This is a genomic window from Streptomyces sp. NPDC005808 (assembly GCF_042871385.1).
In the GTDB taxonomy this organism is placed as follows: domain Bacteria; phylum Actinomycetota; class Actinomycetes; order Streptomycetales; family Streptomycetaceae; genus Streptomyces.
On record NZ_JBIAIK010000012.1, the window covers coordinates 242,059 to 266,364 of the forward strand.

The 24,306-nt window shown below is 69.0% G+C and carries 25 protein-coding genes; 11 read left to right on the forward strand and 14 right to left on the reverse strand.

The window, feature by feature from the left end:
• Positions 1 to 62: 62 nt before the first annotated feature.
• Complete coding sequence (locus tag ACFYPC_RS26040; protein WP_388680601.1) at positions 63 to 1,265, forward strand: acyltransferase family protein; 1,203 nt, start codon at positions 63 to 65, stop codon at positions 1,263 to 1,265.
• Between the two features lie 51 nt (positions 1,266 to 1,316).
• The gene (locus ACFYPC_RS26045; RefSeq protein WP_388680603.1) at positions 1,317 to 2,399 is read left to right on the forward strand and encodes a protein kinase family protein; all 1,083 of its coding nucleotides are present in this window, start codon (positions 1,317 to 1,319) and stop codon (positions 2,397 to 2,399) included.
• Between the two features lie 20 nt (positions 2,400 to 2,419).
• Here the strand turns inward: ACFYPC_RS26045 and ACFYPC_RS26050 are convergent, their stop codons facing one another.
• The 6 genes from ACFYPC_RS26050 to ACFYPC_RS26075 form a co-directional block, all read right to left on the reverse strand.
• Complete coding sequence (locus tag ACFYPC_RS26050; protein ID WP_388680605.1) at positions 2,420 to 3,034, reverse strand: SMI1/KNR4 family protein; 615 nt, start codon at positions 3,032 to 3,034, stop codon at positions 2,420 to 2,422.
• Positions 3,035 to 3,163: 129 nt separating this feature from the next.
• Positions 3,164 to 3,877 (reverse strand): potassium-transporting ATPase subunit C, encoded by a 714-nt coding sequence (locus tag ACFYPC_RS26055; RefSeq protein WP_388680608.1) that lies wholly within the window; start codon positions 3,875 to 3,877, stop codon positions 3,164 to 3,166.
• 25 nt (positions 3,878 to 3,902) lie between these two features.
• Entirely contained in the window at positions 3,903 to 5,999 is a 2,097-nt protein-coding gene (gene kdpB, locus ACFYPC_RS26060; RefSeq protein ID WP_388680611.1) for a potassium-transporting ATPase subunit KdpB, read from the reverse strand.
• A 110-nt stretch (positions 6,000 to 6,109) separates the two neighbouring features.
• Positions 6,110 to 7,774, reverse strand: a complete 1,665-nt coding sequence (kdpA, locus tag ACFYPC_RS26065) for a potassium-transporting ATPase subunit KdpA (protein ID WP_388680613.1) — start codon at positions 7,772 to 7,774, stop codon at positions 6,110 to 6,112.
• Positions 7,775 to 7,782: 8 nt separating this feature from the next.
• Positions 7,783 to 7,872, reverse strand: a complete 90-nt coding sequence (kdpF, locus tag ACFYPC_RS26070; protein ID WP_388680616.1) for a K(+)-transporting ATPase subunit F — start codon at positions 7,870 to 7,872, stop codon at positions 7,783 to 7,785.
• A gap of 97 nt (positions 7,873 to 7,969) precedes the next feature.
• Positions 7,970 to 8,170 (reverse strand): hypothetical protein, encoded by a 201-nt coding sequence (locus tag ACFYPC_RS26075; protein WP_388680619.1) that lies wholly within the window; start codon positions 8,168 to 8,170, stop codon positions 7,970 to 7,972.
• A gap of 282 nt (positions 8,171 to 8,452) precedes the next feature.
• On the opposite strand from ACFYPC_RS26075, the gene ACFYPC_RS26080 reads away from it, so the two are divergent.
• Positions 8,453 to 8,944, forward strand: coding sequence for a peptidylprolyl isomerase (locus ACFYPC_RS26080; protein WP_388680622.1), 492 nt, complete (start codon positions 8,453 to 8,455; stop codon positions 8,942 to 8,944).
• A gap of 318 nt (positions 8,945 to 9,262) precedes the next feature.
• A complete protein-coding gene (locus ACFYPC_RS26085) occupies positions 9,263 to 11,221 on the forward strand; it encodes an amino acid transporter (protein ID WP_388680624.1) in 1,959 nt (652 codons plus the stop codon).
• 153 nt (positions 11,222 to 11,374) lie between these two features.
• Here the strand turns inward: ACFYPC_RS26085 and ACFYPC_RS26090 are convergent, their stop codons facing one another.
• On the reverse strand, positions 11,375 to 12,829 hold the full coding sequence (locus tag ACFYPC_RS26090) for an ATP-binding protein (RefSeq protein ID WP_388680698.1): 1,455 nt from the start codon (positions 12,827 to 12,829) through the stop codon (positions 11,375 to 11,377).
• A 94-nt stretch (positions 12,830 to 12,923) separates the two neighbouring features.
• Positions 12,924 to 13,649 (reverse strand): response regulator transcription factor, encoded by a 726-nt coding sequence (locus tag ACFYPC_RS26095; RefSeq protein WP_388680701.1) that lies wholly within the window; start codon positions 13,647 to 13,649, stop codon positions 12,924 to 12,926.
• A gap of 209 nt (positions 13,650 to 13,858) precedes the next feature.
• Here ACFYPC_RS26095 and ACFYPC_RS26100 point away from each other — a divergent pair, with 209 nt between their 5' ends.
• A complete protein-coding gene (locus ACFYPC_RS26100) occupies positions 13,859 to 14,344 on the forward strand; it encodes a hypothetical protein (protein WP_388680627.1) in 486 nt (161 codons plus the stop codon).
• Positions 14,345 to 14,354: 10 nt separating this feature from the next.
• Here ACFYPC_RS26100 and ACFYPC_RS26105 read toward each other — a convergent pair whose 3' ends face one another.
• The 3 genes from ACFYPC_RS26105 to ACFYPC_RS26115 form a co-directional block, all read right to left on the reverse strand.
• Positions 14,355 to 15,011: an FMN reductase gene (locus ACFYPC_RS26105; RefSeq protein WP_388680630.1), complete on the reverse strand. Its 657-nt coding sequence runs from the start codon at positions 15,009 to 15,011 to the stop codon at positions 14,355 to 14,357.
• The gene (locus tag ACFYPC_RS26110) at positions 15,008 to 16,111 is read right to left on the reverse strand and encodes an LLM class flavin-dependent oxidoreductase (protein WP_388680633.1); all 1,104 of its coding nucleotides are present in this window, start codon (positions 16,109 to 16,111) and stop codon (positions 15,008 to 15,010) included. Before ACFYPC_RS26110 ends, ACFYPC_RS26105 begins: the two co-directional genes overlap by 4 nt.
• Positions 16,112 to 16,362: 251 nt before the next feature.
• Positions 16,363 to 16,845: a hypothetical protein gene (locus tag ACFYPC_RS26115; RefSeq protein ID WP_388680703.1), complete on the reverse strand. Its 483-nt coding sequence runs from the start codon at positions 16,843 to 16,845 to the stop codon at positions 16,363 to 16,365.
• Positions 16,846 to 17,004: 159 nt separating this feature from the next.
• Here ACFYPC_RS26115 and ACFYPC_RS26120 point away from each other — a divergent pair, with 159 nt between their 5' ends.
• Positions 17,005 to 17,340: a YnfA family protein gene (locus ACFYPC_RS26120; protein WP_388680636.1), complete on the forward strand. Its 336-nt coding sequence runs from the start codon at positions 17,005 to 17,007 to the stop codon at positions 17,338 to 17,340.
• 73 nt (positions 17,341 to 17,413) lie between these two features.
• Here ACFYPC_RS26120 and ACFYPC_RS26125 read toward each other — a convergent pair whose 3' ends face one another.
• Positions 17,414 to 17,848: an ester cyclase gene (locus ACFYPC_RS26125; protein ID WP_388680638.1), complete on the reverse strand. Its 435-nt coding sequence runs from the start codon at positions 17,846 to 17,848 to the stop codon at positions 17,414 to 17,416.
• A gap of 163 nt (positions 17,849 to 18,011) precedes the next feature.
• On the opposite strand from ACFYPC_RS26125, the gene ACFYPC_RS26130 reads away from it, so the two are divergent.
• Together ACFYPC_RS26130 and ACFYPC_RS26135 are read left to right on the forward strand one after the other, a co-directional pair.
• Positions 18,012 to 18,779 carry an SDR family NAD(P)-dependent oxidoreductase gene (locus tag ACFYPC_RS26130; RefSeq protein ID WP_388680640.1) on the forward strand — a complete coding sequence of 256 codons (768 nt, stop codon included), beginning with the start codon at positions 18,012 to 18,014 and terminating at the stop codon, positions 18,777 to 18,779.
• A complete protein-coding gene (locus ACFYPC_RS26135) occupies positions 18,776 to 18,937 on the forward strand; it encodes a hypothetical protein (RefSeq protein WP_388680643.1) in 162 nt (53 codons plus the stop codon). The genes ACFYPC_RS26130 and ACFYPC_RS26135 overlap by 4 nt, the downstream gene beginning before the upstream one ends.
• 81 nt (positions 18,938 to 19,018) lie before the next feature.
• Here ACFYPC_RS26135 and ACFYPC_RS26140 read toward each other — a convergent pair whose 3' ends face one another.
• On the reverse strand, positions 19,019 to 19,204 hold the full coding sequence (locus ACFYPC_RS26140) for a hypothetical protein (RefSeq protein WP_388680645.1): 186 nt from the start codon (positions 19,202 to 19,204) through the stop codon (positions 19,019 to 19,021).
• 146 nt (positions 19,205 to 19,350) lie between these two features.
• Positions 19,351 to 20,544, reverse strand: a complete 1,194-nt coding sequence (locus ACFYPC_RS26145; protein ID WP_388680648.1) for an RtcB family protein — start codon at positions 20,542 to 20,544, stop codon at positions 19,351 to 19,353.
• A gap of 203 nt (positions 20,545 to 20,747) precedes the next feature.
• On the opposite strand from ACFYPC_RS26145, the gene ACFYPC_RS26150 reads away from it, so the two are divergent.
• The 3 genes from ACFYPC_RS26150 (at position 20,748) to ACFYPC_RS26160 (ending at position 24,160) form a co-directional block, all read left to right on the forward strand.
• Entirely contained in the window at positions 20,748 to 21,584 is an 837-nt protein-coding gene (locus tag ACFYPC_RS26150) for a DUF3558 domain-containing protein (RefSeq protein ID WP_388680651.1), read from the forward strand.
• Positions 21,585 to 21,741: 157 nt separating this feature from the next.
• The gene (locus tag ACFYPC_RS26155; protein WP_388680653.1) at positions 21,742 to 22,611 is read left to right on the forward strand and encodes a DUF3558 domain-containing protein; all 870 of its coding nucleotides are present in this window, start codon (positions 21,742 to 21,744) and stop codon (positions 22,609 to 22,611) included.
• A gap of 169 nt (positions 22,612 to 22,780) precedes the next feature.
• Positions 22,781 to 24,160, forward strand: a complete 1,380-nt coding sequence (locus tag ACFYPC_RS26160) for a DUF2637 domain-containing protein (RefSeq protein ID WP_388680655.1) — start codon at positions 22,781 to 22,783, stop codon at positions 24,158 to 24,160.
• Positions 24,161 to 24,306: the final 146 nt, after the last annotated feature.

Here is a 24,306-nt window from a genome sequence, read left to right on the forward strand (position 1 = left end):
CAGCGAGCGCCGGGACCACCGCGGGCCGGGGTTTCCCCTCCGCGGTGCAGCGTGCCGGCCGCGTGAACGGGCTCGACGGGCTGCGCACCCTCGCCGTGGCCATGGTGCTCGTCTACCACGTGCGACCCGACATACTGCCCGGCGGCTCGGTCGGGGTCGACGTCTTCTTCACCATCAGCGGCTTCGTGATCACCCGCCTGCTGCTCGCCGAGTACGCCCGCACCGGGACCGTCGGCATGTCCGCGTTCTACCGGCGGCGCTGGCGGCGGCTGGTTCCGGCGCTGTTCGCCCTGTGCGCGGTGTGTGCGGTGCTGGCGCTCACCACGTCGTTGCGGAGCTTCGACGGCCACCTGCTGGCCGTCCTGCTGGCGGCGACGTTCGTGATGAACATCGTGCGGGGCGCGCAGCCCGGCGTGTACTCCGACGTGACGGGGCCGCTGGCGCACACCTGGTCGCTGGGGGTGGAGGAGCAGTTCTACCTGGTCTGGCCGCCGGTGATGATCCTGCTGCTGAAGCGGCTTCGGGCGCGCACGGTGCTGATCGCCACGGCGGTGCTCTGTGCCCTGCCGGTGGTGTGGCGCCTCTCCCTGTGGGACCCGGACGCCGCGCACCACATCTACAACGGCACCGACACCCGCGCCGACCAACTGCTCGCCGGAGCCCTGGTGGCCGTGGTGCTGGCCCGGCTGCCCGCGGGCGACCCCCGGCTGGAGCGCCTGCGCCTCTGGGCGGGACGGCTGGCCTGGCCCGCCCTCGCGGCACTGGCCCTGACCGCCTGGCAGGTCCCGATCACCGGCGACGCGGGCTGGTGGACGCCGGCCTGGTACACCGTCGGATTCCTGGCCGTGGCGGTGGCGTCGGCCGCCCTGGTCGCGGGACTCGAACTGCGCCCCCACGGAACGCTGTCCAGACTCCTGTCCCTGCCCCCACTCGCCTGGACGGGCCGCAACCTCAGCTACGGCATGTATCTCTGGCACTACCCCATCGCCCGCATCCTGGGCCTGCTCGGCGTGGACACCTGGCAACTCCCCGCCACCGCCGCCCTGACCATCGTGGCCGCCCTGCTCTCGTACTACGCCATCGAACGCCCCTTCCTGCGCCGCGGCCAGAAGAAGCCGGCGGCCGTCTCTGCCCCTGCCGCCGACCCGGCCGTCGCGACTTCTCCGGCTTCCCCTGCTTCCCCGGCTTCCCCGGCTTCCCCGGCTTCCCCTGCTTCCCCTGCTTCCCCTGCTTCCCCTGCTTCCCCAGCCACTCCGGCCGGATAACTCCTGCCATCATCAACAGCAGTTCGTCCTGACGACAGGCTGGAGCCGCCGATGCACGCGACCGAGTCAGGGCATGCCCGGCGAGTGTCCGCCTACGCGGCGGTGGGTGCACGGCTGTCCCTGCTCAGCGATCGTCGGCTTGAGGATGCGGTGGCCGCCGCACAGAGTCTCGGTTCCGGGATCGGTGGCAGGTCGGCGGAGATGGAAGTCGAGGGAACTCGCGTCTTCGTCAAGCGGATTCCGCTGACGGACCTCGAGTTGCAGCCGGAGCATGTGCGCTCGACAGCCAACCTGTTCGAGCTTCCCCTCTTCTACCAGTACGGGGTGGGGTCGGCCGGGTTCGGTGCCTGGCGTGAGCTGGCCGCACACATCATGACCACGGGCTGGGTATTGCAGGACGAGTACGCGGGTTTCCCGCTCCTCTACCACTGGCGGGTTCTGCCTGACAGTCCCCCCGACGGTTTCGCCGACTTCTTCGGAGGTGTTGAGGGGGCCGTCGCGCATTGGGACGGTTCGCCGGCCGTGCGCCGCCGGCTGGAGGCCATCGGAAAGTCCTCCTTCAGCCTGGTTCTCTTCCTGCAGCATGTGCCCCAGACGCTCGCCGCGTGGCTCGGCGAAACCCGGGATGCCGCCTGCCGGGAGCCGGGAGGCAAGTCGCCCTACCGGTGGGTCGAGGACGCGCTGCTGCGGGGAACGGAGTTCATGAGCGCACGTGGACTGGTCCACTTCGACGCACACTTCGAGAACCTGCTCACCGACGGCCGGCAGGTGTACTTCGCGGACTTCGGGCTTGCGTCGAGCCGCGGCTTCGAACTCGCGGCAGAGGAAGGCACCTTCCTCGACGACCACCTCCTGTACGACCGCAGCTACGCACCGACCCACCTGCTCCGCCACCACCTGCCCGACGGCGTACGCGGTACCACCGAACTCCAGACGTTCCTGCGCCGATGGATCGAGGGCCACCGGCCCGAGCGCGTCCCACCCGACATCGCCGCGCTCCTCGACCGCCACGCCCCGCACGCGGTCGTACTCGACGACTTCCACCATCGCCTGCTCACCCAGAGCAAACGCACGCCATTCCCCGGAGCCGAGATCGAGCGGGCCCTGGCCGGCCCACCGACGCCGGACGAGTAGGAGCCCGGCGCCGCGCTCGGCTATCTGTGCTGCCAGTCGAGGCTGCCGTTCGTGACGATGAAGCGTCGATGCGCCAGGTGGGTTCCCGGTGCCTCACCGTGCTCCAGCACGTCCGCCATGGGGCGCAGGAGATCGCCCAGTGACGCCAAGTGCGGTGCCGGGTAATAGGCTTCGGCGAACCTCAGTACGGGAGCCGCCTCGCCGGGCTGCCCCGCGTCCAGGATGAATCCGTACGGTGCGTCGGACAGGGCGACCACAGGCAGCCACGCCGGCTTCCAGTAGTCCTCGTCGTTCATGCCGCGGGCGAGGTGAAGGTACTCGCCGTGCTCGCGGGCGATCTCCTCGCATCCGTGGAAAACCATGCCTCCCGGGAAGAGCCCGGAATCGGCGTGAGGAATCCGTGTGACACCGCCTCCGGGAATCGGCCGCGTGGTGTCCTTCGCGGTGCTGCCGTTGTTCATGCGGAGCCATGCCTTCAGGACCTCGGGGACTTCGAAGCCGAGGCGCTCGTTCAGGCTGCTGATGTCCTCGCTCGTAGCCGCGGGACGGAGCGCCTGGGCGCTGGCCGGAGCGTGTTCCTCCAGCCAACGGACGATGCGCTCCCACGCCGATGTGACCTCGTCCACCTGGGACATGACCCCTCCCCCTACGCAACGCGGCCGATGACAGCCGCTACCGCACACCAGTACCCCTCAGCCTCAACCTTAGAGATCTCCGGCTCCGGGACGCGGGCCCGCCAACTCCCGCCTGACGCCGTCAAGTCATCAGCTCTTGGCCACAAGCTCCTTGAGCGCGATGTTCAGTTCGAGGACGTTGACGGTGGGCTCGCCGATGAAGCCGAGCGTGCGGCCCTCGGTGTGCTCGTCCACGAGCTTCTGCACCTCGGCGACGGGAAGGTTGTTCTTCTCCGCGACGCGGTGCACCTGGATGTCGGCGTAGTCGGGGGAGATCGCCGGGTCCAGGCCGGAGCCGGAGGACGTCACCGCGTCGGCGGGTACGTCGGAGGCCTTGACCGTGTAGCCGGGCACCGAGTTGTCCTTGATGACCGCGGCCTTGGCCGACTCGACCCAGTAGCAGAGGGTGTTCTCGGCCACCTTGCCCAGCGGCGGGCAGACGCCGTCGACCGCGCCGTTGTCACCGGAGCGGTTGGTGGCGCCGGACAGGATCAGCTTGTACTGCGTGTTGACCGAGTTCGTACCCAGACCGTTCTGCGGGCGGCCCTGGAACCACTTCAGGTCGGGCTCCGGGGTCTCCTGGCCCTTCTTCAGCGGCAGGTTGTACGCCTGGCCGATCAGGGACGAGCCGACGACCTTGCCGTCCGACGTGATCTCCGAGCCGTTCGCCTTGTCGTTGAAGAGGCCCTGGGCGACTCCGGTGATGGCGAGCGGGTAGATGACGCCCGTCACCAGTGTCAGGACGAGCAGGGCTCGCAGGCCGGCCCAGAGCAACCGGGCAGTGTTCGTAACCGAGTTGTTCATAGCTGATCAGCACGCTTTCAAAAAATTACAGCCCGGGGATGAGGGAGATGAGCAGGTCGATGATCTTGATGCCGATGAAGGGCACGACGAGTCCGCCCAGTCCGTAGATCCCGAGGTTGCGGCGGAGCAACCTGTCCGCGCTCACCGGCCGGTACTGCACGCCTCGCAGGGCGAGCGGCACCAGCGCGATGATGACCAGCGCGTTGAAGATGACCGCGGACAGGATCGCGGAGTCGGGCGAGGACAGGTGCATGATGTTGAGCTTGTCCAGGCCCGGGTAGACCGCCGCGAACAGCGCCGGGATGATCGCGAAGTACTTCGCGACGTCGTTGGCGATCGAGAACGTCGTCAACGCGCCCCGGGTGATCAGGAGTTGCTTGCCGATCTCCACGATCTCGATGAGCTTGGTGGGGTTGGAGTCCAGGTCCACCATGTTCCCGGCCTCCTTGGCGGCCGAGGTACCGGTGTTCATGGCCACGCCCACGTCGGCCTGCGCCAGCGCCGGAGCGTCGTTCGTACCGTCACCGGTCATCGCGACGAGTTTGCCGCCTGCCTGCTCCCGCTTGATGAGCGCCATCTTGTCCTCGGGAGTCGCCTCCGCGAGGAAGTCGTCGACGCCCGCCTCGTCCGCGATCGCCTTGGCCGTCAGCGGGTTGTCGCCGGTGATCATGATGGTCTTGATGCCCATGCGACGCAGCTCGTCGAACCGCTCGCGCATGCCGTCCTTGACGACGTCCTTGAGGTGGATGACACCCAGGACACGCGCACCCTGCGTGTCCTGGACGGCCACCAGCAGCGGCGTGCCGCCCGCCTGGGAGATCCGGCCGGCGAGGGTGTCGGCGTCGGCGGGGATCTCGCCGCCCTGCTCCCGCACCCAGGCGATGACCGAACCGGCCGCGCCCTTGCGGATCCTGCGCCCGTCGACGTCCACACCCGACATCCGGGTCTGGGCGGTGAAGGCGATCCACTCGGCACCGGCCAGCTCCCCCTGGTGCCGCTCGCGGAGCCCGTACTTCTCCTTCGCCAGTACGACGATGGAGCGGCCCTCGGGCGTCTCGTCGGCCAGCGAGGAGAGCTGGGCCGCGTCGGCGACCTCGGCCTCGGTGGTGCCGGTCACCGGCACGAACTCCGAAGCCTGGCGGTTGCCGAGGGTGATGGTGCCGGTCTTGTCCAGCAACAGCGTCGACACGTCGCCGGCCGCCTCGACTGCCCGCCCGGACATGGCCAGTACGTTCCTCTGCACCAGGCGGTCCATGCCCGCGATACCGATCGCGGAGAGCAGCGCCCCGATGGTGGTCGGGATCAGACAGACCAGGAGAGCCACCAGGACGACCATGCTGAGGTGCGTACCCGCGTAGTCCGCGAACGGCGGCAGGGTCGCGACAGCGAGCAGGAAGACGATCGTCAGCGAGGCGAGCAGGATGTTCAGCGCGATCTCGTTGGGCGTCTTCTGCCGTGCGGCGCCCTCGACCAGGGCGATCATGCGGTCGATGAAGGTCTCGCCCGGCTTCGTCGTGATCTTGATGACGATGCGGTCGGAGAGGACCTTCGTACCGCCGGTGACAGCGCTGCGGTCGCCGCCGGACTCGCGGATGACGGGGGCCGACTCGCCGGTGATGGCCGACTCGTCGACGCTCGCGACACCCTCGACGACGTCACCGTCGCCGGGGATGATGTCGCCCGCCTCGCAGACCACCAGGTCGCCGACGCGCAGCTCGGTGCCGGGCACCGGCTCTTCCACGGTGCCGTTCAGGCGCCGGGCGACCGTGTCGGTCTTGGCCTTGCGCAGGGTGTCCGCCTGCGCCTTGCCTCGTCCCTCGGCCACCGCCTCCGCGAGGTTGGCGAAGATCACGGTCAGCCACAGCCAGGCGCTGATCGTCCAGCCGAACCAGTCGCTCGGGTCCGTGAAGGAGAATCCGGTCGTCAGCACCGAGCCGACAAGCACCACGAACATGACGGGCGACTTGATCATCACCCGCGGGTCGAGCTTGCGACAGGCGTCGGGCAGCGACTTGAGCAGCTGCTTCGCGTCGAAGAGCCCGGCGCCGACACGGCCTTCGTCGGTCTTGTGGCCGGTCGGCACATCGCTGTGCGGGGCCCGGGAAGGAGTGGCTGTGGACATCGAGCCCTCTTCTTTACGCGACGTCTGTATCCGGTCTTTACGCGACTTCTGTAGCCGGTCTCTACGCGACTTCCGTAGCCGGTCTCCACGCGACTTCTGTATCCGGGTGCTCATGACGCCAGCCCCTCGGCCAGCGGCCCCAACGCCAGTGCCGGGAAGTAGGTCAGACCGGTGATGATCAGGATCGCGCCCACCAACAGACCGGTGAACAGCGGCTTCTCGGTGCGCAGCGTGCCCGCGGTCGCGGGCACCGGCTTCTGCTCGGCCAGCGAACCGGCGAGGGCCAGCACGAACACCATGGGCAGGAAGCGGCCCAGGAGCATGCAGAGTCCCAGGGTGCTGTTGAACCACTGCGTGTCCGCGTTCAGACCGGCGAAGGCCGAGCCGTTGTTGTTGGCCGCGGAGGTGTAGGCGTACAGGATCTCGGAGAAGCCGTGTGCCCCGCTGTTGGTCATCGAGTTGCCCGGGGTGGGCAGGGCCATCGCGACGGCGGCGAAGACGAGCACCAGGGCCGGGGTGATGAGGATGTAGCAGGCGGCGAGTTTGATCTCGCGGGTGCCGATCTTCTTGCCCAGGTACTCGGGGGTGCGGCCGACCATCAGACCGGCGATGAACACGGCGATGATCGCCATGATCAGCATGCCGTAGAGGCCGGATCCGGTACCACCGGGTGCGATCTCGCCGAGCTGCATGCCCAGCATGGTGATGCCGCCGCCGAGGCCGGTGAACGAGGAGTGGAAGGAGTTGACCGCACCTGTCGAGGTCAGAGTGGTCGACACCGCGAAGATCGACGAGGCGCCGATGCCGAAGCGGGTCTCCTTGCCCTCCATCGCACCGCCCGCGATCTGGAACGCCGGGCCGTGGTGGGCGAACTCGGTCCACATCATCAGGGCGACGAAGCCGACCCAGATGGTGACCATCGTGGCGAGGATCGCGTAGCCCTGGCGCAGCGAGCCGACCATCCGGCCGAAGGTCCGGGTGAGCGCGAACGGGATCAGCAGGAGCAGGAAGATCTCGAAGAGGTCGGAGAACGGAGTGGGGTTCTCGAAGGGGTGGGCCGAGTTGGCGTTGAAGTAACCGCCGCCGTTGGTGCCCAGCTCCTTGATGGCCTCCTGGGAGGCGACCGCGCCACCGTTCCACTGCTGCGAGCCGCCCATGAACTGGCCGACCTCGTGGATGCCGGCGAAGTTCTGGATGGTGCCGCACGCGACCAGGACGATCGCGGCGACCACCGCGATGGGCAGCAGGATGCGGATGACACCGCGCACCATGTCGGCCCAGAAGTTGCCGAGCTCACCGGTGCGAGAGCGCGCGAAGCCCCGTACGAGCGCCACCGCGACGGCGATGCCGACCGCGGCGGAGACGAAGTTCTGCACCGCGAGGCCGCCGGTCTGCAGGACATGGCCCATGGCCTGCTCGCCGTAGTACGACTGCCAGTTGGTGTTCGACACGAAGGACGCGGCGGTGTTGAAGGCCTGGTCCGGGTCGATGGAGGAGAAGCCGAGCGAGCCGGGCAGGATGCCCTGGACGCGCTGCAGCAGGTAGAGGAAGAGGACGCCGACGGCCGAGAAGGCGAGGACGCTGCGCAGGTACGCGGGCCAGCGCATCTCGGCGTTCGGGTTGGCGCCGATGCCCTTGTAGATCCACTTCTCGACGCGCCAGTGCCTGTCGGAGGAGTAGACCTTGGCCATGTAGTCGCCGAGGGGGCGGTAGGCGAGTGCCAGTGCCGCTATGAGCGCGACCATCTGCAGCACACCGGCGAGGACGGGTCCCATATCAGTGCTCAGAACCTCTCCGGGAAGACCAGGGCAAGGATGAGATAGCCCAGCAGGGAGACGGCCACGATCAGGCCGACGATGTTCTCGGCGGTCACAGCGACACCTTCTGGCGCCCGGGGGCGAGGACGACACGGCCCAGCCGGGTGGCGGACACCACGAAGCCGACGCCACCGATGAATGCAGCCTCGGCGGTCACAGCTTCGTCACCCCCTTGGCGACGAGGGCCACCAGCGCGAACACCGCGATCGTGGTGACGACGAAGACCACGTCGGCCATGGCGAGCTCCTGGATGAGGTTCGGGATTGAGCGGACCAGTAGAGGTAAGCGCCTCTCCGGCCGTTTTCGGCCACCGTTGACGGGTCCCTTACGGGGCGCGCTACGGCTTTGACGCATCCCTTACGGGGTGTTTCGGGTGGGGTCTCAGGCACGTCTCACCTGGACCTCAACACGGCGACCTCGGTGCCGGGCTGGTCGGCGGCGATATGACTCACGTAGGACGCTATGGGGCGACCCACGGCCCGGCGCTCGGAGCCGAGCCGAACGAGTGGGGCCCGGGGTTCCACTCGTCCCACTCGTCTCACTCGTCCCAGGCGCGCTCCAGGCGCGCTCCAGGGCGCCGCGACCTCCACAGGCCCGTGGGCGGCCGGCCCGCACGGGGATGCCAGACTGGGAGGCATGACGACAAAGGTTTACTTCGACATCAGCATCGGCGGCGAGCCCGCGGGACGGATCGTCTTCGATCTGTACGACGACGTGGTTCCCAAGACCACGGAGAACTTCCGCGCGCTGGCGACCGGCGAGCACGGCTACGGCTACGCCGGTTCCAAGTTCCACCGGATCATCCCCCAGTTCATGCTCCAGGGCGGTGACTTCACCAGGGGTGACGGCACCGGCGGCAAGAGCATCTACGGCGAGAAGTTCGCCGACGAGAACTTCACGCTCAAGCACACCAAGCCCGGCCTGCTGTCGATGGCCAACGCGGGACGCAACACCAACGGCTCGCAGTTCTTCATCACCACGATCGTGACGGACTGGCTGGACGGCAAGCACGTGGTCTTCGGCGAGGTCACCGAGGGCTTCGACCTGGTCAAGAAGATCGAGGGCTACGGCAGCCGCAGCGGCACGCCGAGCACCAGCGTCGTTATCGAGAGCAGCGGGGTTCTCTGACACCAGCTGTCACCCACGCCGGGGACCGTCACACGTGCCGACACCGACACGGGGACGGTCCCCTGCCGGTTGCCGGGACCGCCACCCCGGCGCCGACTGCTCCTCGCGCCGCTCCGGAGGAGGCGGACACTGCCCTCACGAACAGCGGTCCAGCGCGGGCAAATCCCGGTCGGCGCCAACAAGCCGTGACGTCCGGGAGAGGTTCCTCTCAACATGCGGGAGGCCCTGGGCCTGTGGATCACTGGTTGCATACGCTGGCCCGGCCGTCCATGTCATGGCCGGAAACCCCCCACTTGGCAGCACGTCAGGAGCACCCCGATGGCCACCGCAGACAAGGACGCCCGTACGAGCCGTCTGCGTACGTGGATGCTGCAGGGCCTGTCCGAGATGGCCAAGACCCCGCAGCCGGGCCCGCACACCCCGCCCACCGCCCCCGCGCACGAGGGCCAGCCCTGGTGGCGGGTGATGTGTCTGACCGGCGTCGACTACTTCTCCACCCTGGGCTACCAGCCGGGCATCGCGGCGCTGGCCGCCGGCCTGCTCTCGCCCGTGGCCACCATCGTGCTCGTGATCGTCACCCTCGCGGGCGCACTCCCCGTCTACCGCCGAGTGGCCGAGGAGAGCCCGCACGGGCAGGGGTCGATCGCGATGCTGGAGCGGCTGCTGACGTTCTGGAAGGGCAAGCTGTTCGTCCTCACCCTGCTCGGCTTCGCCGCCACCGACTTCCTGATCACCATCACTCTGTCGGCGGCGGACGCCTCCACCCACCTGGTGGAGAACCCGCACCTCACCGCGACCCTGCACGACAAGCAGCTGATCATCACCCTCATCCTGGTCGCCCTGCTCGGCGCGGTGTTCCTCAAGGGCTTCCTGGAGGCGATCGGCGTCGCGGTCGTCCTGGTGGGCCTCTACCTGGGGCTGAACGTCGTGGTCACCGTCGTCGGCCTCTGGCACGTGATCACCGAGGGCCATGTCATCACCGACTGGTCCACCGCCCTCACCGCCGAGCACGGCAACGTCTTCGCGATGGTCGGCGTGGCCCTGCTGGTCTTCCCCAAGCTGGCCCTCGGCCTCTCCGGCTTCGAGACCGGCGTGGCGGTCATGCCGCACGTCGAGGGCGAACCGGGCGACACCGAGGAGAAGCCGGCCGGCCGCATCCGCGGCACGAAGAAGCTGCTCACGGTCGCCGCCGTGATCATGAGCGTGTTCCTGATCGCGACCAGCTTCATCACCACCCTGCTCATCCCGGAGAAGGAGTTCGAGCCGGGCGGCGACGCCAACGGCCGCGCGCTCGCCTTCCTGGCGCACGAGTACCTGGGCAGCACCTTCGGCACGATCTACGACGTCTCCACCATCGCGATCCTCTGGTTCGCCGGCGCCTCCGCCATGGCCGGCCTGCTCAACCTGATGCCCCGCTACCTCCCCCGCTACGGCATGGCCCCGCACTGGGCCCGCGCGGTCCGTCCCATGGTGATCGTCTTCACCCTGGTCGCGTTCCTGGTCACCTGGATCTTCGACGCCAACGTCGACGCCCAGGGCGGCGCGTACGCCACCGGTGTCCTCGTCCTCATCAGCTCCGCCGCCGTCGCCGTCACCATCGCCGCCCGCAAGGCCGGCCAGCGCAACTGGACCATCGCCTTCGCCGTCATCTCGGCGGTCTTTCTCTACACGACCGTCGTGAACGTCATCGAGCGCCCCGACGGCGTCAAGATCGGCGCCTGCTTCATCGCCGCGATCATCCTCGTCTCGCTCCTCTCCCGGCTCGCCCGCGCCTTCGAACTGCGCGTCACCAGCCTGACCATGGACCCCATGGCGGAACGGTTCGTACGGGACATCGCGAGCCGCCGGGCCCGCTTCATCGCCAACGAGCCCGACAACCGCGACATCACCGAGTACCGCGAGAAGATCGAGCAGATCCGCGCCGACAACGACGTACCCACCCAGGAGGACTTCGTCTTCGTCGAGGTCACCGTCCTGGACGCCTCGGAGTTCGAGGCGGGTCTGAACGTACGCGGCGAGGTCATGCACGGCCGCTACCGCGTCCTGACCCTGGAGTCCTCCTCCATCCCCAACGCCCTCGCGGCCCTCCTCCTGTACGTCCGCGACGCCACCGGCCAGACCCCGCACATCTACTTCGAGTGGACCGAGGGCAACCCCTTCACCAACTTCCTCCGCTTCTTCCTCTTCGGCCAGGGCGAGGTCGCTCCGGTGACCCGCGAGGTCCTGCGCGAGGCGGAGCCCGACCGCGCACGCCGCCCCCGGGTGCACGTCGGGTAGGACCTGGCCGCGGATCAGGTCGGAGGGCAGCTGCGGTGCCGAAGCCGTCTGCCGATCACGTCAGAGGACAGCTGCGGCGCCAAACTGTCTGCCGATCACGTCAGAGGACGGCCGCGGTGCCGAAGCAGTGCAGGTGAGCGGGGCTCGGTGCGTCTAACGCCCGCCCTCCTCACCCGCCCCCTCCTCGTCCCCCACCGTGAACCCGATCACCAGGCCGCCCCCGTCCCGCCGATGGGCGAACGGCGCGCCCCCGTGCCCCACCGCCACCTCCCGCACGATGGACAGGCCGAGCCCCGACCCGGGCAGGCTGCGGGCATCGGCGGCCCGGTAGAAACGGTCGAAGGCCCGCTCCAGATCCCCGTCGCCGATTCCGGGCCCCCGGTCGAGCACCTCGACGCGCACACCCCCGGTACGGCCACCCGGCACGGCCCCGGTCACGACGACCTCGATCGCCGCCCTGCCGCCCCGGTCGAACTTGACCGCGTTCTCCACCAGGTTGGACACCGCCCGCTGCAGCGCGGTGGGCCGCCCGTCGACCGCCGTGTCCCCACTCACCCGCACGACGATGTCCCGCCCGCTACGCCGCCGGGCAACGGTGGCGACGTCCTCGGCCAGCTCCCCCAGATCGACCCGCCGCACCGGCTCGGTGTCGGACCGCCCCGCCGCGAGCGCCACCAGCTCGTTGACGAGGTCGGTCAGCTCACGGGACTCCAGCGCCAGATCGGCGACGAGTTCCTCGCGTACGGCAGGCGGCAGTTCGTCGATGCGCCGGAGCATGGAGATGTTCGTACGCAGCGAGGTCAGCGGCGTACGGAGCTCGTGCCCCGCGTCCTGGACCAGCCGCCGCTGGTCCTCCTCGGACTGCGCGAGCCGCCCGAGCATCCGGTCGAAGGACCGCCCGAGCCGGGCCACCTCGTCATACCCCGCGACCGGCACCTGGATCCCGAGCCGCCCGGTCCGCGCCACGTCCTCCGCGGCCCCCGCGAGCCGCACCAGCCGCCGGGTGATCCGCCGGGCCAGCCACCAGCCGAACAGCCCCGAGGCGATGACGACGGCCGCGACGAGCAGCACGGTCCGCTGCTGGAGTTCGTTCAGCAGGTCCTCCGTATCGCTGAACTCCTGCGCGACCTGCACCGCCCCCCGCCCGCCGCCGAGCGCGACGGTCGCCACCCGGAACCAGCTGTCGCCGACCTCGACCTCCTTGTGCTGCGCGAGCCTGCCGGCCGCCGAGGCGTCCGCGGCCTGCCGGTCGGCGGCGGCGACGGGCAGCGGAGGATGCCCGGGGCCGACCACCGCGCCACCGGGTCCGAGCACCTGTACGTCCGTCCGACTGGGCCGCACGATCCTGTCGAGCGCCCCACCGTGGTCGGTGCCGGACGAGGTGAAATCCGCCGGGCCCAGCTCCTGCTGCCGCACCTCGCCCTGCAGATCCTGCACGACTCCGGCGAAGACGGTCTGCTGGTCCACACGTACGAGCCGGGCGGCGGCGTCGTAGCTGAGAAACCCGACGAGAACGGTGACGACAGCGGCGACGGTCGCGAAGGACACCGTGAAGGTCGCCCGCAGCGAGGAGACCCGCCGAAGCCGCACCCGGGACAGCCGCTTCAGGAATCCCTCGGGAAGCCGGGACAGCCGCTTCAGGGCTTCCTCGGGAAGCCGGGACAGTCCTTGCGGGAATCGCTCGGGGAATCTCGGGGGCACCTCAGTCCTCCCTCAGGACATACCCCACACCCCGCACCGTATGGATCAGCCCCGACGCCCCCGGCTCGTCGAGCTTGCGCCGCAGATACCCCACGTACACGGCGAGGTTCTTCGACCCGGGGCCGAAGTCGTACCCCCAGATCCGGTCGTAGATCGTGGAGTGGTCGAGGACGATGCCCGCGTTCCGCACGAGCAGCTCGAGCAGCTCGAACTCGGTCCGCGTCAGCTCCACCTCCCGCTCCCCACGCCAGACCCGCCGGGCCTGGGTGTCCATCCGCACCCCGGCCGCCGCGACCCGCCCCGCCACAACGGGCAGTTCCCGGGCCCTCACCCCGACCACATCGGCTACGTCATCGGGGGCGACGTCTCCGCCACCCGTGCGACGCAGCAGCGCCCGCAGCCGGGCGAAGACCTCCTCCACGTCGAACGGCTTGACCACGTAGTCGTCGGCCCCCGCGTCGAGCCCCGCGATCCGGTCGGCGGTCTCCACCAGCGCGGTGAGCATCAGAATCGGCGTCCGGTTCCCCTCCGCCCGCAGCACCCGGCACACCTGCAATCCGTCGATGCCGGGCATCATCACATCAAGGACCACCACGTCCGGCGGCGTCCGGTGGGCCTGGGCCAGCGCGGCCACCCCGTCAGCGACGGCCGTCACCTCATAACCCTCCAGCGTGAGCGCCCTCTCCAGCGCATGACGAATGGCACGGTCGTCCTCGGCAAGCAGCACATTCTGGGGCACCCCACCAGTCTGCCTGGCCCCCGCCACGTACCACCTGATGAACGAGGGTCCGGTCACCCTTCTTACCCGCCTCTCACCGCGAGCCGGGTCCGGCACCGGCCACCGGGACACCGGGACACCGATGAGTTCGCCCGTTCGCGCCGGTCTGTACCGGCGAGGGGAATGAAGGCCCCGACGGGAGATGGAGAGTGATCGCCGTGACCGTGACCGTGAACAGAGCAGAAGCGCTGGCGCGCCTGGACGTCCTCGTAGGTGAGTGGACCTTGGAAGCCCGGTTCCCCGCTGACCGGGCGACACCGCCTCCCCCGACCGAGGGCGGGCCGGACGTGCGCAGCCGCTTCGAGTGGGCCCTGGACCGCCAGTTCCTGCTGCAGCACACGGAGATTCCGATCCCCGGGGCACCCGACAGCCTGACGATCATCAGCACGGACCTGGAGTCCGGCGCGTACACACAGCACTACTACGACTCCCGCGGCGTGGTGCGCCTGTACGCGATGACCCTCACCGACCGGGTGTGGACGCTCACCCGGGAGTCGCCCGACTTCACCCCGCTGGTCTTCCGGCAGCGTTTCACCGGCACGTTCAGCGAGGACGCGCGCACCATCGAGGGTGCCTGGGAGAAGTGCCAGGACGGCGACACCTGGGAGCGCGACTTCACCCTCATCTACCACAAGGTGAGCTGACGCCGCTCAACTACGCGCGCAGCGCGGCCAGTTGCTGCTCGAAGGGAACCACGTCGAAGCCGCCGTCCGCACCGGAGGAGGCCCGGGACAGGAAACCGTCCCCGGAATCACCCGCCACAGCGGCCTCCCCCCGTCGCGCATGCACATCGGCACCGGCCATCAGCCGCGCCAGTTCCCCCGCGGCCCTGTCGACGCGCGGGGCGAGCCCCTCCGCGCCCCAGTCCTCCGAAGCCGCGTACACACCGGTGGGCACGACCACGGCTCGCAGATAGGCGAACAGCGGACGGAGCGCGTGCTCCAGTACGAGCGAGTGCCGCGCCGAACCGCCGGTCGCCGCGATCAGCACCGGCTTCCCCGCGAGGGCGTCCTTGTCGCTGACGCTCAGCACGTCGAAGAAGGACTTGAACAGCCCGCTGTAGGAGGCGGAGAAGACGGGCGTCACGACGATGATCCCGTCCGCCGCCGACACCGCGTCGAACGCGGAAGCCAGCGCCCGCCCGGGGAACCCGTTCGTGAAGTTGTGGGCGATCTCGACGGCCAGGTCGCGCAGTTCGACGACCTGGACATCGGCGGAGGTCTCCCGGACCGTGGCGGCGGCCAGCCGGTCGGCAAGGAGCCGAGTGGACGACGGGGCACTCAGCCCCGCCGAGACGACGACGAGCTTCATGCGACGGTCACCCCTTCCGAAGTGCTCGAAGCGGCGGCGGCCAGCAGCGACTGGTGGGTCGGCGCGTCCGGCACCCCGGCCGGACGGCCCTTCGCGAACTCCTCACGCAGCACGGGCACGACCTCCTCGCCCAGCATGTCGAGCTGCTCGAGTACGGATTTCAGCGGCAGCCCGGCGTGGTCCACCAGGAACAACTGCCGCTGGTAGTCACCGGCGTACTCCCGGAAGGCCAGCGTCTTCTCGATCACCTGCTGCGGCGAACCCACGGTCAGCGGCGTCTGGTCGGTGAAGTCCTCGAGGGAGGGCCCGTGCCCGTACACCGGAGCGTTGTCGAAGTAGGGCCGGAACTCCCGTACCGCGTCCTGCGAGTTGTGCCGCATGAACACCTGCCCGCCGAGCCCGACGATCGCCTGCTCGGCCGTTCCGTGCCCGTAGTGCGCGTACCGCTCCCGGTACAGCTCCACCATCTTCTTCGTGTGGTCGGCAGGCCAGAAGATGTTGTTGTGGAAGAAGCCGTCGCCGTAGTACGCGGCCTGCTCGGCGATCTCCGGCGACCGGATGGACCCGTGCCAGACGAACGGCGGCACGCCGTCCAGCGGCCGGGGCGTCGACGTGAACGACTGCAACGGCGTACGGAACTTGCCCTCCCAGGTCACCACGTCCTCGCGCCAGAGCCGGTGCAGCAGCGCGTAGTTCTCGATGGCGAGGTTGATGCCCTGGCGGATGTCCTGTCCGAACCACGGGTAGACCGGGCCGGTGTTGCCGCGCCCCATCATCAGGTCGACCCTGCCGTCCGCCAGATGCTGGAGCATCGCGAAGTCCTCGGCGATCTTCACCGGGTCGTTGGTGGTGATGAGGGTGGTGGAGGTGGAGAGGACCAGCTTCTCGGTCCTCGCCGCGACATAGCCGAGCATGGTGGTCGGGGACGACGGCACGAACGGCGGGTTGTGGTGCTCGCCGGTCGCGAAGACGTCCAGGCCGACCTCCTCGGCCTTCTGCGCGATGGCGACCATGGCCTTGATGCGCTCGTGCTCGCTCGGCGCCCGTCCCGTCGTCGGGTCCGGTGTCACATCGCCGACGCTGAAGATCCCGAACTGCATGGCCGTTCACCCTCCGCAGGTTGTTTACGATTCAACTATACCCGCAAACGAGGACGCCGGCCTCCCTATTCCCTCCCACCCACGAGCGTCCGTGCCCGCCCTTACGATCCCGGCATGGCCGCCCCACCTGATCCGGCACTCCCCCCACCGGGCCGGTCGAGGGGAGCCCACCGCACCCCGGGGGCCCCAGCCCCCAGCCGCCGGCCCCCGTCCACCAGCCCCCGGCCACCACCCCCGCAAAAAGCGCCCCGCTAGAACACGTACGAGTCCCCCGTATCCAGCACCAACACCCGCTGCCGATCATTCGCCCGGTTGCCGTCCACCGCCCCACCACCCCACACCGTCTCGAACTCCAGCATCACCTCAGCCGGCGCCCCCCGCAGCCGTACCGCCAGCCTGATCTCCTCCCCCAGCCCGTCCGCCGCCAGCTCCCCGGTCCGGCACACCACCGCCCGCGCGTCGGCCCGCGCACACCCGCCCGGCAGACTCTGCCGGTCCGCCAACGCGACCGACCAGCGCAGCCGGACGGTCGCGTCCGTGACGGCGCTCGGGCCGTGGTTGCGCGGGGTCAGCCGTACGTCGACGCGGCCGTCGGCCATGGACACGTACCCGTGGTAGGCGAGATCGGCCTCGGGAGCGAGGGAAACGCCACCGGCGCCGGCAGGCGAACCCGCCCCCACCACCAGCCCCGCACCGGCAACCACCGCACACAACACCCGCATCAGCGTCCGCATCCCCATGAGGTCATTTCCTTCGCTAGACCGGCAGGTCATCGAGTCACCATCACGAGATGTATCCCACCCGGGGCCCCCGCCAGGCGCCGTCCATCAGGTGACAGACGCCGGCGCACCACACGTACCAACCACCAGAACCCCCCATGCAAAGGTGACCGCATGCTGATCGCCCGCTCCGCCGCCCTCTTCGTCCTCGCCGCCCTCTTCGAGATCGGCGGCGCCTGGCTGGTCTGGCAGGGCGTACGGGAGCACCGCGGCTGGCTGTGGATCGGCGCGGGCGTGATGGCGCTGGGCGTGTACGGCTTCGTGGCCACGCTCCAGCCGGACGCCGAGTTCGGCCGCATCCTCGCCGCGTACGGCGGCGTCTTCGTCGCGGGCTCCCTCGCCTGGGGAATGGTGGCGGACGGCTACCGCCCGGACCGCTGGGACATCACGGGCGCACTGATCTGCCTCGCGGGCATGGCAGTGATCATGTACGCGCCGCGAGGCAACTGAGGGCGCCGCCCCTCAGCGGCGCCGAGGCCTACCTCAGACCGCCTCCTGCGAGCGTTTCCTCAAGGAGTTCTCCTCAGGTCGTCTCCTCAGGCAGCAGCCCGAGCTGCCCCAGGAAATCCATCTGGTCGAAGTAGAGCCGATAGCTGACGATCCGCCCGTCCTCGACGGTCGCGATGTCGCAGCCACGGATCCTGACGCTCTTCCCGGTCGCGGGCAGCGTCTCCCCGGAGGGCAACGGCAGCGGACCCGTGTTCGTCCCAGTGTAGAAACCCTCGTCGATGGCGGTGTCGCCGGCCTCGGCCGCGTACACCGACTCGTACGAGGCGTCCGTGACCGCGTCCGTCATCTGACGCCAGTAGTCGACGATGTTGTCGCGCCCGTGGACCTCTCCGGCATCCGGTGTGACGGCGACCGCGTCCGCGGCGAACAGCTCGCCGACGGCCTTCAGATCCGGGGTCGAGGTGAGCGACTCGGTGAGCCGGTCCATGACCTCACGTGCCTGTCCCATGATCCACCTCCTGTACAGGGGATCACCCACTCCATGGTCCCACGCATGGTCCGCCCCGGCGCTCCCGGAGCAGCCGACAACCCCCCGCAATCGCACCCGGCCTATCCTGGCCAGGGCAGCCCGATCACCCCGCCCGCCAGGTCCCGCCCCGAGGAGAAGCCGCATGAGCCCCGCCGCCGCGTCCCGTATCGCCGTCGTCACCGGTGCCAGCAGCGGCATCGGAGCCGCGACGGCCCGGCAGCTGGCGGCCGCGGGCTACCGCGTCGTCCTGACCGCCCGCCGCAAGGACCGCATCGAGGCGCTCGCTGAGGAGCTGAACGCGACGGGCCACCAGGCGACCGCGTACGCCCTCGACGTCACCGACCGCGCGGCGGTCGACGAGTTCGCCGGCGCCTTCAAGACGATCGGCGTCCTGGTCAACAACGCCGGCGGCGCACTGGGCGCCGACCCCGTCGCGACGGGCGACCCTGCCGACTGGCGCCAGATGTACGAGACGAACGTCATCGGCACCCTGAACGTCACCCAGGCCCTGCTCCCCGCCCTCACCGCCAGCGGCGACGGAACGGTGGTCGTACTCTCCTCGACGGCCGGGTTCAGTACGTACGAGGGCGGCGGCGGTTATGTCGCCGCCAAGCACGCCGAACACGTCCTCGCCGAGACCCTCCGCCTGGAGATCGTCGGCACCCCGGTCCGCGTCATCGAGGTCGCGCCCGGCATGGTCAAGACGGACGAATTCGCGCTGACCCGCTTCGGCGGCGACGAGGAGAAGGCCGCCAAGGTGTACGCGGGCGTCGCCGAGCCCCTCACCGCCGAGGACGTGGCCGACACGATCACCTGGGCGATCACCCGCCCCAGCCACGTCAACATCGACCTCCTCGTGGTCCGCCCCCGCGCCCAGGCGTCGAACGCGAAGGTCCACCGGGAGCTGTGATTCCGGACGACCCCGCCAGGGACCGGGAACAGGAACAACGCCGCCTGGCCCAGGAGACGAAGGACGAACGTTACGTCTGGTGGTACCTCGCGTACTTCCTCTTCGGCATCCACATCGTGGCCTTCGTCATGATCTACGCGGTCATGCACGCGAAGTAGCGAGGCGGAGGTGCGCCGGTCTCCGGACTGCCGGACTGCCGGACCAGTACGGCATGCGCCGTCGAACTCGAAGTCATCGTGTCAGGAGCGAGTCTTCCGATGGGCCAGGAAGGCGAAGACCGCCAGAATCACTCCGCCTGCTGCTGCGATCACTCCGAGCACAATCGGCACGGTGTCGCCAGTAACTGTTCCTGCAATACACGCACATATTCCGCCGATGATCGAAATCACGGAAAAGGTTCGCACTCCCCTGATCGCATCATTCATCGACGCGTCCCTCCCTCGCATCCCAGCGCTCCTTCCGAATTCGCGGCCAACTGTTGGGTCAGGAGTCAATTCCCGACCCAACAGGGCCGCCGGACCAGTCAATTCGCGATGGGCGCGGCAAACGTCCGCCGCGCCCGTCGCCACGTCTAGCCCTTCACGCAGATGAACTGCTTCAGCTTCGCCACGACCTCCACGAGGTCACGCTGCTGCTCCATCACCTGCTCGATCGGCTTGTACGCACCCGGAATCTCATCCACGACGCCGGAGTCCTTACGGCACTCCACGCCACGCGTCTGCTCTTCCAGGTCCTTGGTCGTGAAGCGGCGCTTCGCAGCACTCCGGCTCATGCGCCGACCCGCCCCGTGCGACGCCGAATTGAAGGCCTTCTCGTTTCCGAGCCCCTTCACGATGTACGAACTGGTGCCCATCGACCCCGGAATAATCCCGTACTCACCGGAGCCCGCGCGAATCGCACCCTTGCGGGTGACCAGAAGGTCCACACCTTCGTATCGCTCCTCCGCCACGTAATTATGGTGGCAGGAAATCTCCGGCTCGAAGGTCGGCTTCGCCTTCTTGAACTCCTTGCGGATCACGTCCTTCAGGAGCGCCATCATGATCGTGCGGTTGTACTTCGCGTACTCCTGAGCCCAGAACAGATCGTTGCGGTACGCCGCCATTTGCGGAGTGTCGGCAACAAAGACAGCAAGGTCACGGTCAACGAGACCCTGATTGTGCGGGAGTTTCTGGGCCACACCGATGTGGTGTTCGGCCAGTTCCTTGCCGATGTTCCGGGACCCGGAGTGAAGCGTAAGCCACACCGAATCCTCAGAATCAAACAATAGTTCTATATAGTGGTTGCCGGCTCCAAGCGTCCCCATCTGCAAAGCAGCCCGCCCCCGCCGGAACTTCACCGCTTCAGCAACCCCGTCGAACCGCCCCCAGAACTCATCCCACCCCCCAGTGGCCAGCCCATGGAACCGCCTCGGCTCCACCGCCGACTCATGCATCCCCCGCCCCACCGGAATAGCCCGCTCAACCTCCGACCGCAGTCGCGAAAGATCCCCCGGCAGATCATTGGCAGTGAGCGACGTCTTGACGGCAGACATCCCGCAGCCGATGTCCACTCCCACCGCCGCAGGACACACCGCGTCCCGCATCGCGATGACGGACCCGACCGTCGCACCCTTCCCGTAATGCACATCCGGCATCACAGCAAGCCCCTTGATCCATGGCAGAGTCGCCACGTTCTGGAGCTGCCTCAGCGCCCCGTCCTCGACCGACGCCGGGTCGGCCCACATGCGGATGGGAACCTTGGCACCCGGCACCTCTACGTACGACATATCGTTCTCTTTCCCCCGGAAACGAACAGAAGGCTTGAAACGCAAAAACCAGCGCCAAGGTCGACGTATGGGACAACGGACCGGCGTTCACGGCTGTGCGTGCGATAGACATTGTCTCCAGGGGCCGCCCCCACGCGGCAACCGAATAACCACAGGACATCCCGGGCCTCAGGCCTTCGGGAAGGGCCGAGAGGAGCCTGACCGTGCAGCGGAAGGCGTATGTACCCGGCGTCGCCGTGCTCCTCGCGGCACTGCTGGCCGGCTGCACGGGCGGTTCGGGCGACGACGGCACGACGGACGACGCGAAACCCGGCGACCCCGGTACGACGGCACCCGCGGCGCCGCCCGGCAGGTATCGCACGCTCCCCGAGGCGTGCGCCGCCGTCGACCACGGCACCCTCGACTCGCTGCTGCCCGGCATCAGGCAGATCGCCGACGAGGAGCAGCGCACCACGGCGTACGAGGGCACACCGACCCTCACGTACGACACCGACCGGCGGGTCGGCTGCCGTTGGAAGGTGGAGTCCGAGAACGCCACCGACCACCTGTACGTCGATTTCGAGCGTGTGGTCTCGTACGAGAACGCGGTGAGCGACGACAGCAAGGCCTCGGCCCTCTACACGGGCAAGGAGACGGCAGCGGACCTGCCGGAGCCCACCAGTTCGGCGAGTGCGGACGCGGGCAGCTCCGCGTCCCCGTCGGACTCCCCCTCCGACAGCGAGAGCTCCACCCCTTCCGGTTCCGCGTCCCCCTCCGACTCCGCCTCCGCGTCCTCCTCCGCGAGCGCGACCCCCACCTCCCTGCAGCCCCGCACCCTCGACGGTCTCGGCGACGAGGCGTACCTGAACGACACGCTCAGCTCGGCCGGCTCGACGGCGCGACAGCGGACGGTGACTGTGGTGTTCCGCACGTCCAATGTGATCGTGACGATCGAGTACGACGAGCAGCCGGCGGTCACGGGCGAGGTGCCGGACAGCAAGGAAATGCAGGACAGGGCCCGGAATCTGGCCGCGAAGCTGGCTGACACGCTCAACGGTTAGAGGGCCCGGAGGGGGCTCGGAGGGGGCTCGGCGCCCTGGTGCAAAGCCCCCGAAGCAGGACCGCTCGCCCGTCTCACCGCGTACCGTGGCCCCTCGGACCCGACCGGTCGTACGTTCCATGTGCGGCCGTACCACGAGCGCCACGAGTGAAGGAACCATGCACCGACCAGTACAGCGAGTAGGCCGAGTACCGCGACTCACCCGCATCCTTGTCAGCGCAGCCGCCGTCCCGGTGATGCTTGTCGCCGCGGGCTGTTCCTCGGACTCCGGGTCCGATTCCGGCGCCGCCTCCAGTGACGCGAACAACAGCTCCGGTTCGAGTCCGGACGCGCAGGCGTCCGGGAGTGCTTCGGCGAACGCCGTGCAGGTGGCGGCGTATGCGACGTTGCCCGAGTCCTGTTCGGTGCTGTCGGACAAGACGCTGGGCGCACTGGTCCCGAAGGCGGGCAAGTCCGGCAAGAAGAGCTCGACGGACGAGGTGTCCGAGCGCGGCAACTGCTACTGGACGAGCCTCGACGACAACGGTGTGAAGGGCTCGCAGTACCGCTGGCTGAACGTTGCCCTGCTGCGTTTCGACTCGGACGCGCGTGGCACGGGCGACGAGCAGGCGCACACGTACTTCGAGAAGCAGGTCTCGGCTGCGAAGACGGTGACGGGCGCGAAGAACACGAAGTCGGCGCCGGTGTCCGGTACGGGCGACGAGGCGACGGCCGTGAGTTACGACCTGAAGAAGAAGGAAGGCGCCTTCAAGCAGCAGACGGTCGTGGCGCGCGTCGAGAACGTCGTCGTCACGCTCGACTACAACGGTGCCGGTCTGGCGGGCGAGAAGACCCCGTCCGCCGCCACTCTGCTGAAGGCGGCCGAGAAGGCCGCGAAGGAGGCGGTGGCCGCAGTGGCCGTCGCGAACGAGGGCGATGGCGATGGCGCCAAGTCGAGCGCCTCCCCGTCGGCGTCGGCCTCCAAGCCGGCCTCGAAGAGCGCGTCGCCGTCCGCGTCCGCTTCCGAATCGGCTACGAAGAAGAGCTGACCCGGACAGGGAGGAATCCGCGACTGCGGATGAACTCGTAGTCCCACCAGGCCATTTGCAGGAGCCCGGCCCCTACGGGGACCGGGCTCGTGCCGTACCGTGCGCCCGGGCACCGCACACATGTGCCACCCTGTTGCGCGCAACGACAAGTAAGGGGAGGGGAGTACGGGTGTCCGCGCCCATTCAGCTCACACGCACGCACCGCATTCTCATCGGCGTGGTCGTCGCCGGTGCGGTTGTCATCGCGGGCATCGGCTTCGCCGGCTCGTACGCGGCCGTCCGCGAGCTCGCGATCGAGAAGGGTTTCGGGAACTTCAGCTATGTGTTCCCGATCGGCATCGACGCGGGCATCTGCGTCCTGCTCGCCCTCGACCTGCTCCTGACCTGGATCAGGATCCCTTTCCCGCTGCTGCGCCAGACGGCCTGGCTGCTGACCATGGCGACGATCGCGTTCAACGGCGCGGCGGCCTGGCCGGACCCGCTGGGCGTGGGCATGCACGCCGTGATCCCGGTTCTCTTCGTGGTCTCGGTCGAGGCGGCCCGGCATGCGATCGGCCGGATCGCGGACATCACGGCGGACAAGCACATGGAGGGCGTCCGCATCACGCGGTGGCTGCTCTCCCCGGTCCCGACGTTCCTGCTGTGGCGCCGGATGAAGCTGTGGGAGCTGCGCTCCTACGAGCAGGTCATCAAGCTGGAACAGGACCGCCTCATCTACCAGGCGCGGCTCCAGTCCCGCTTCGGGCGCGCGTGGCGCCGTAAGGCTCCGGTGGAGTCCCTGATGCCGCTGCGCCTCGCGAAGTACGGGGTTCCGCTGGCGCAGACGGCCCCCTCGGGTCTCGCGGCGGCGGGCATCGAGCCCGTACTGCTGCCCCCCGCGCCGCAGTTGGAGGTGGCCCGCGAGCCGGAGCCCACGGCACCCGTCCTGCAGCACGACCCGGCGCCTGCCCGGGACCAGCTTCCCGCTCCCGAGGCCGACGAGCCCCCCGAGCAGCCGGAGGACCACGCCGAGCCGCAGAGTCCGTGGCTTCAGGCGCGGGACCCCCAGGCCGTCGCCTATCAGGGCGGCTACGACCCCACGTACGACCCGGCCTACGACCCGGAAGCCGCGTACGGGCAGTGGTTCGCGGAGCAGCAGCAGGCCGAGCAGTTCGAGGAACAGCAGCGGTTCCAGGCTCGGCAGCAGTTCGAGGAGCAGCAACAGTTCCAGGCTCAGCAGCCGTTCGAGCAGCAGCAGCCGTTCCCGCAGCAGTACGAGGAGCCGCCTGCGCCGGAGCCCTCTCCGGAGGACACCGGTACCTTCCCGATACCGGCGGGCCCGGGACGTACCCGTGAGATGGGTGCGGGCGGCGGCTCGGAGCCGACCGAGGACGACTACTACGTGGTCTTCAAGAAGTCGATAGACGGCAGTTACCCGACCTCGGGCCAGTTCAGGGGCGACGTGGAGGCCACGTACGGCATCACGCTTCCGCACCGCGACGCCGACCGGATGGTCAACCGCTTCACCAACCGCCACACGGCGGAGCTTCAGGAAGAGCACATCGCGTAAGCGGATCGCGGATCTCTTCTACGACGACGGGGGGGGGGGGGGGGGGGGGGGGCCCCGGGCGCCCCCCCCCCCCGGGGGGGGGGGGGGGGGAACCCCCCCGCGGGTGCACCCCCGAAAAACCCCCCCCCCCCGCCCCCGGGGGGGCG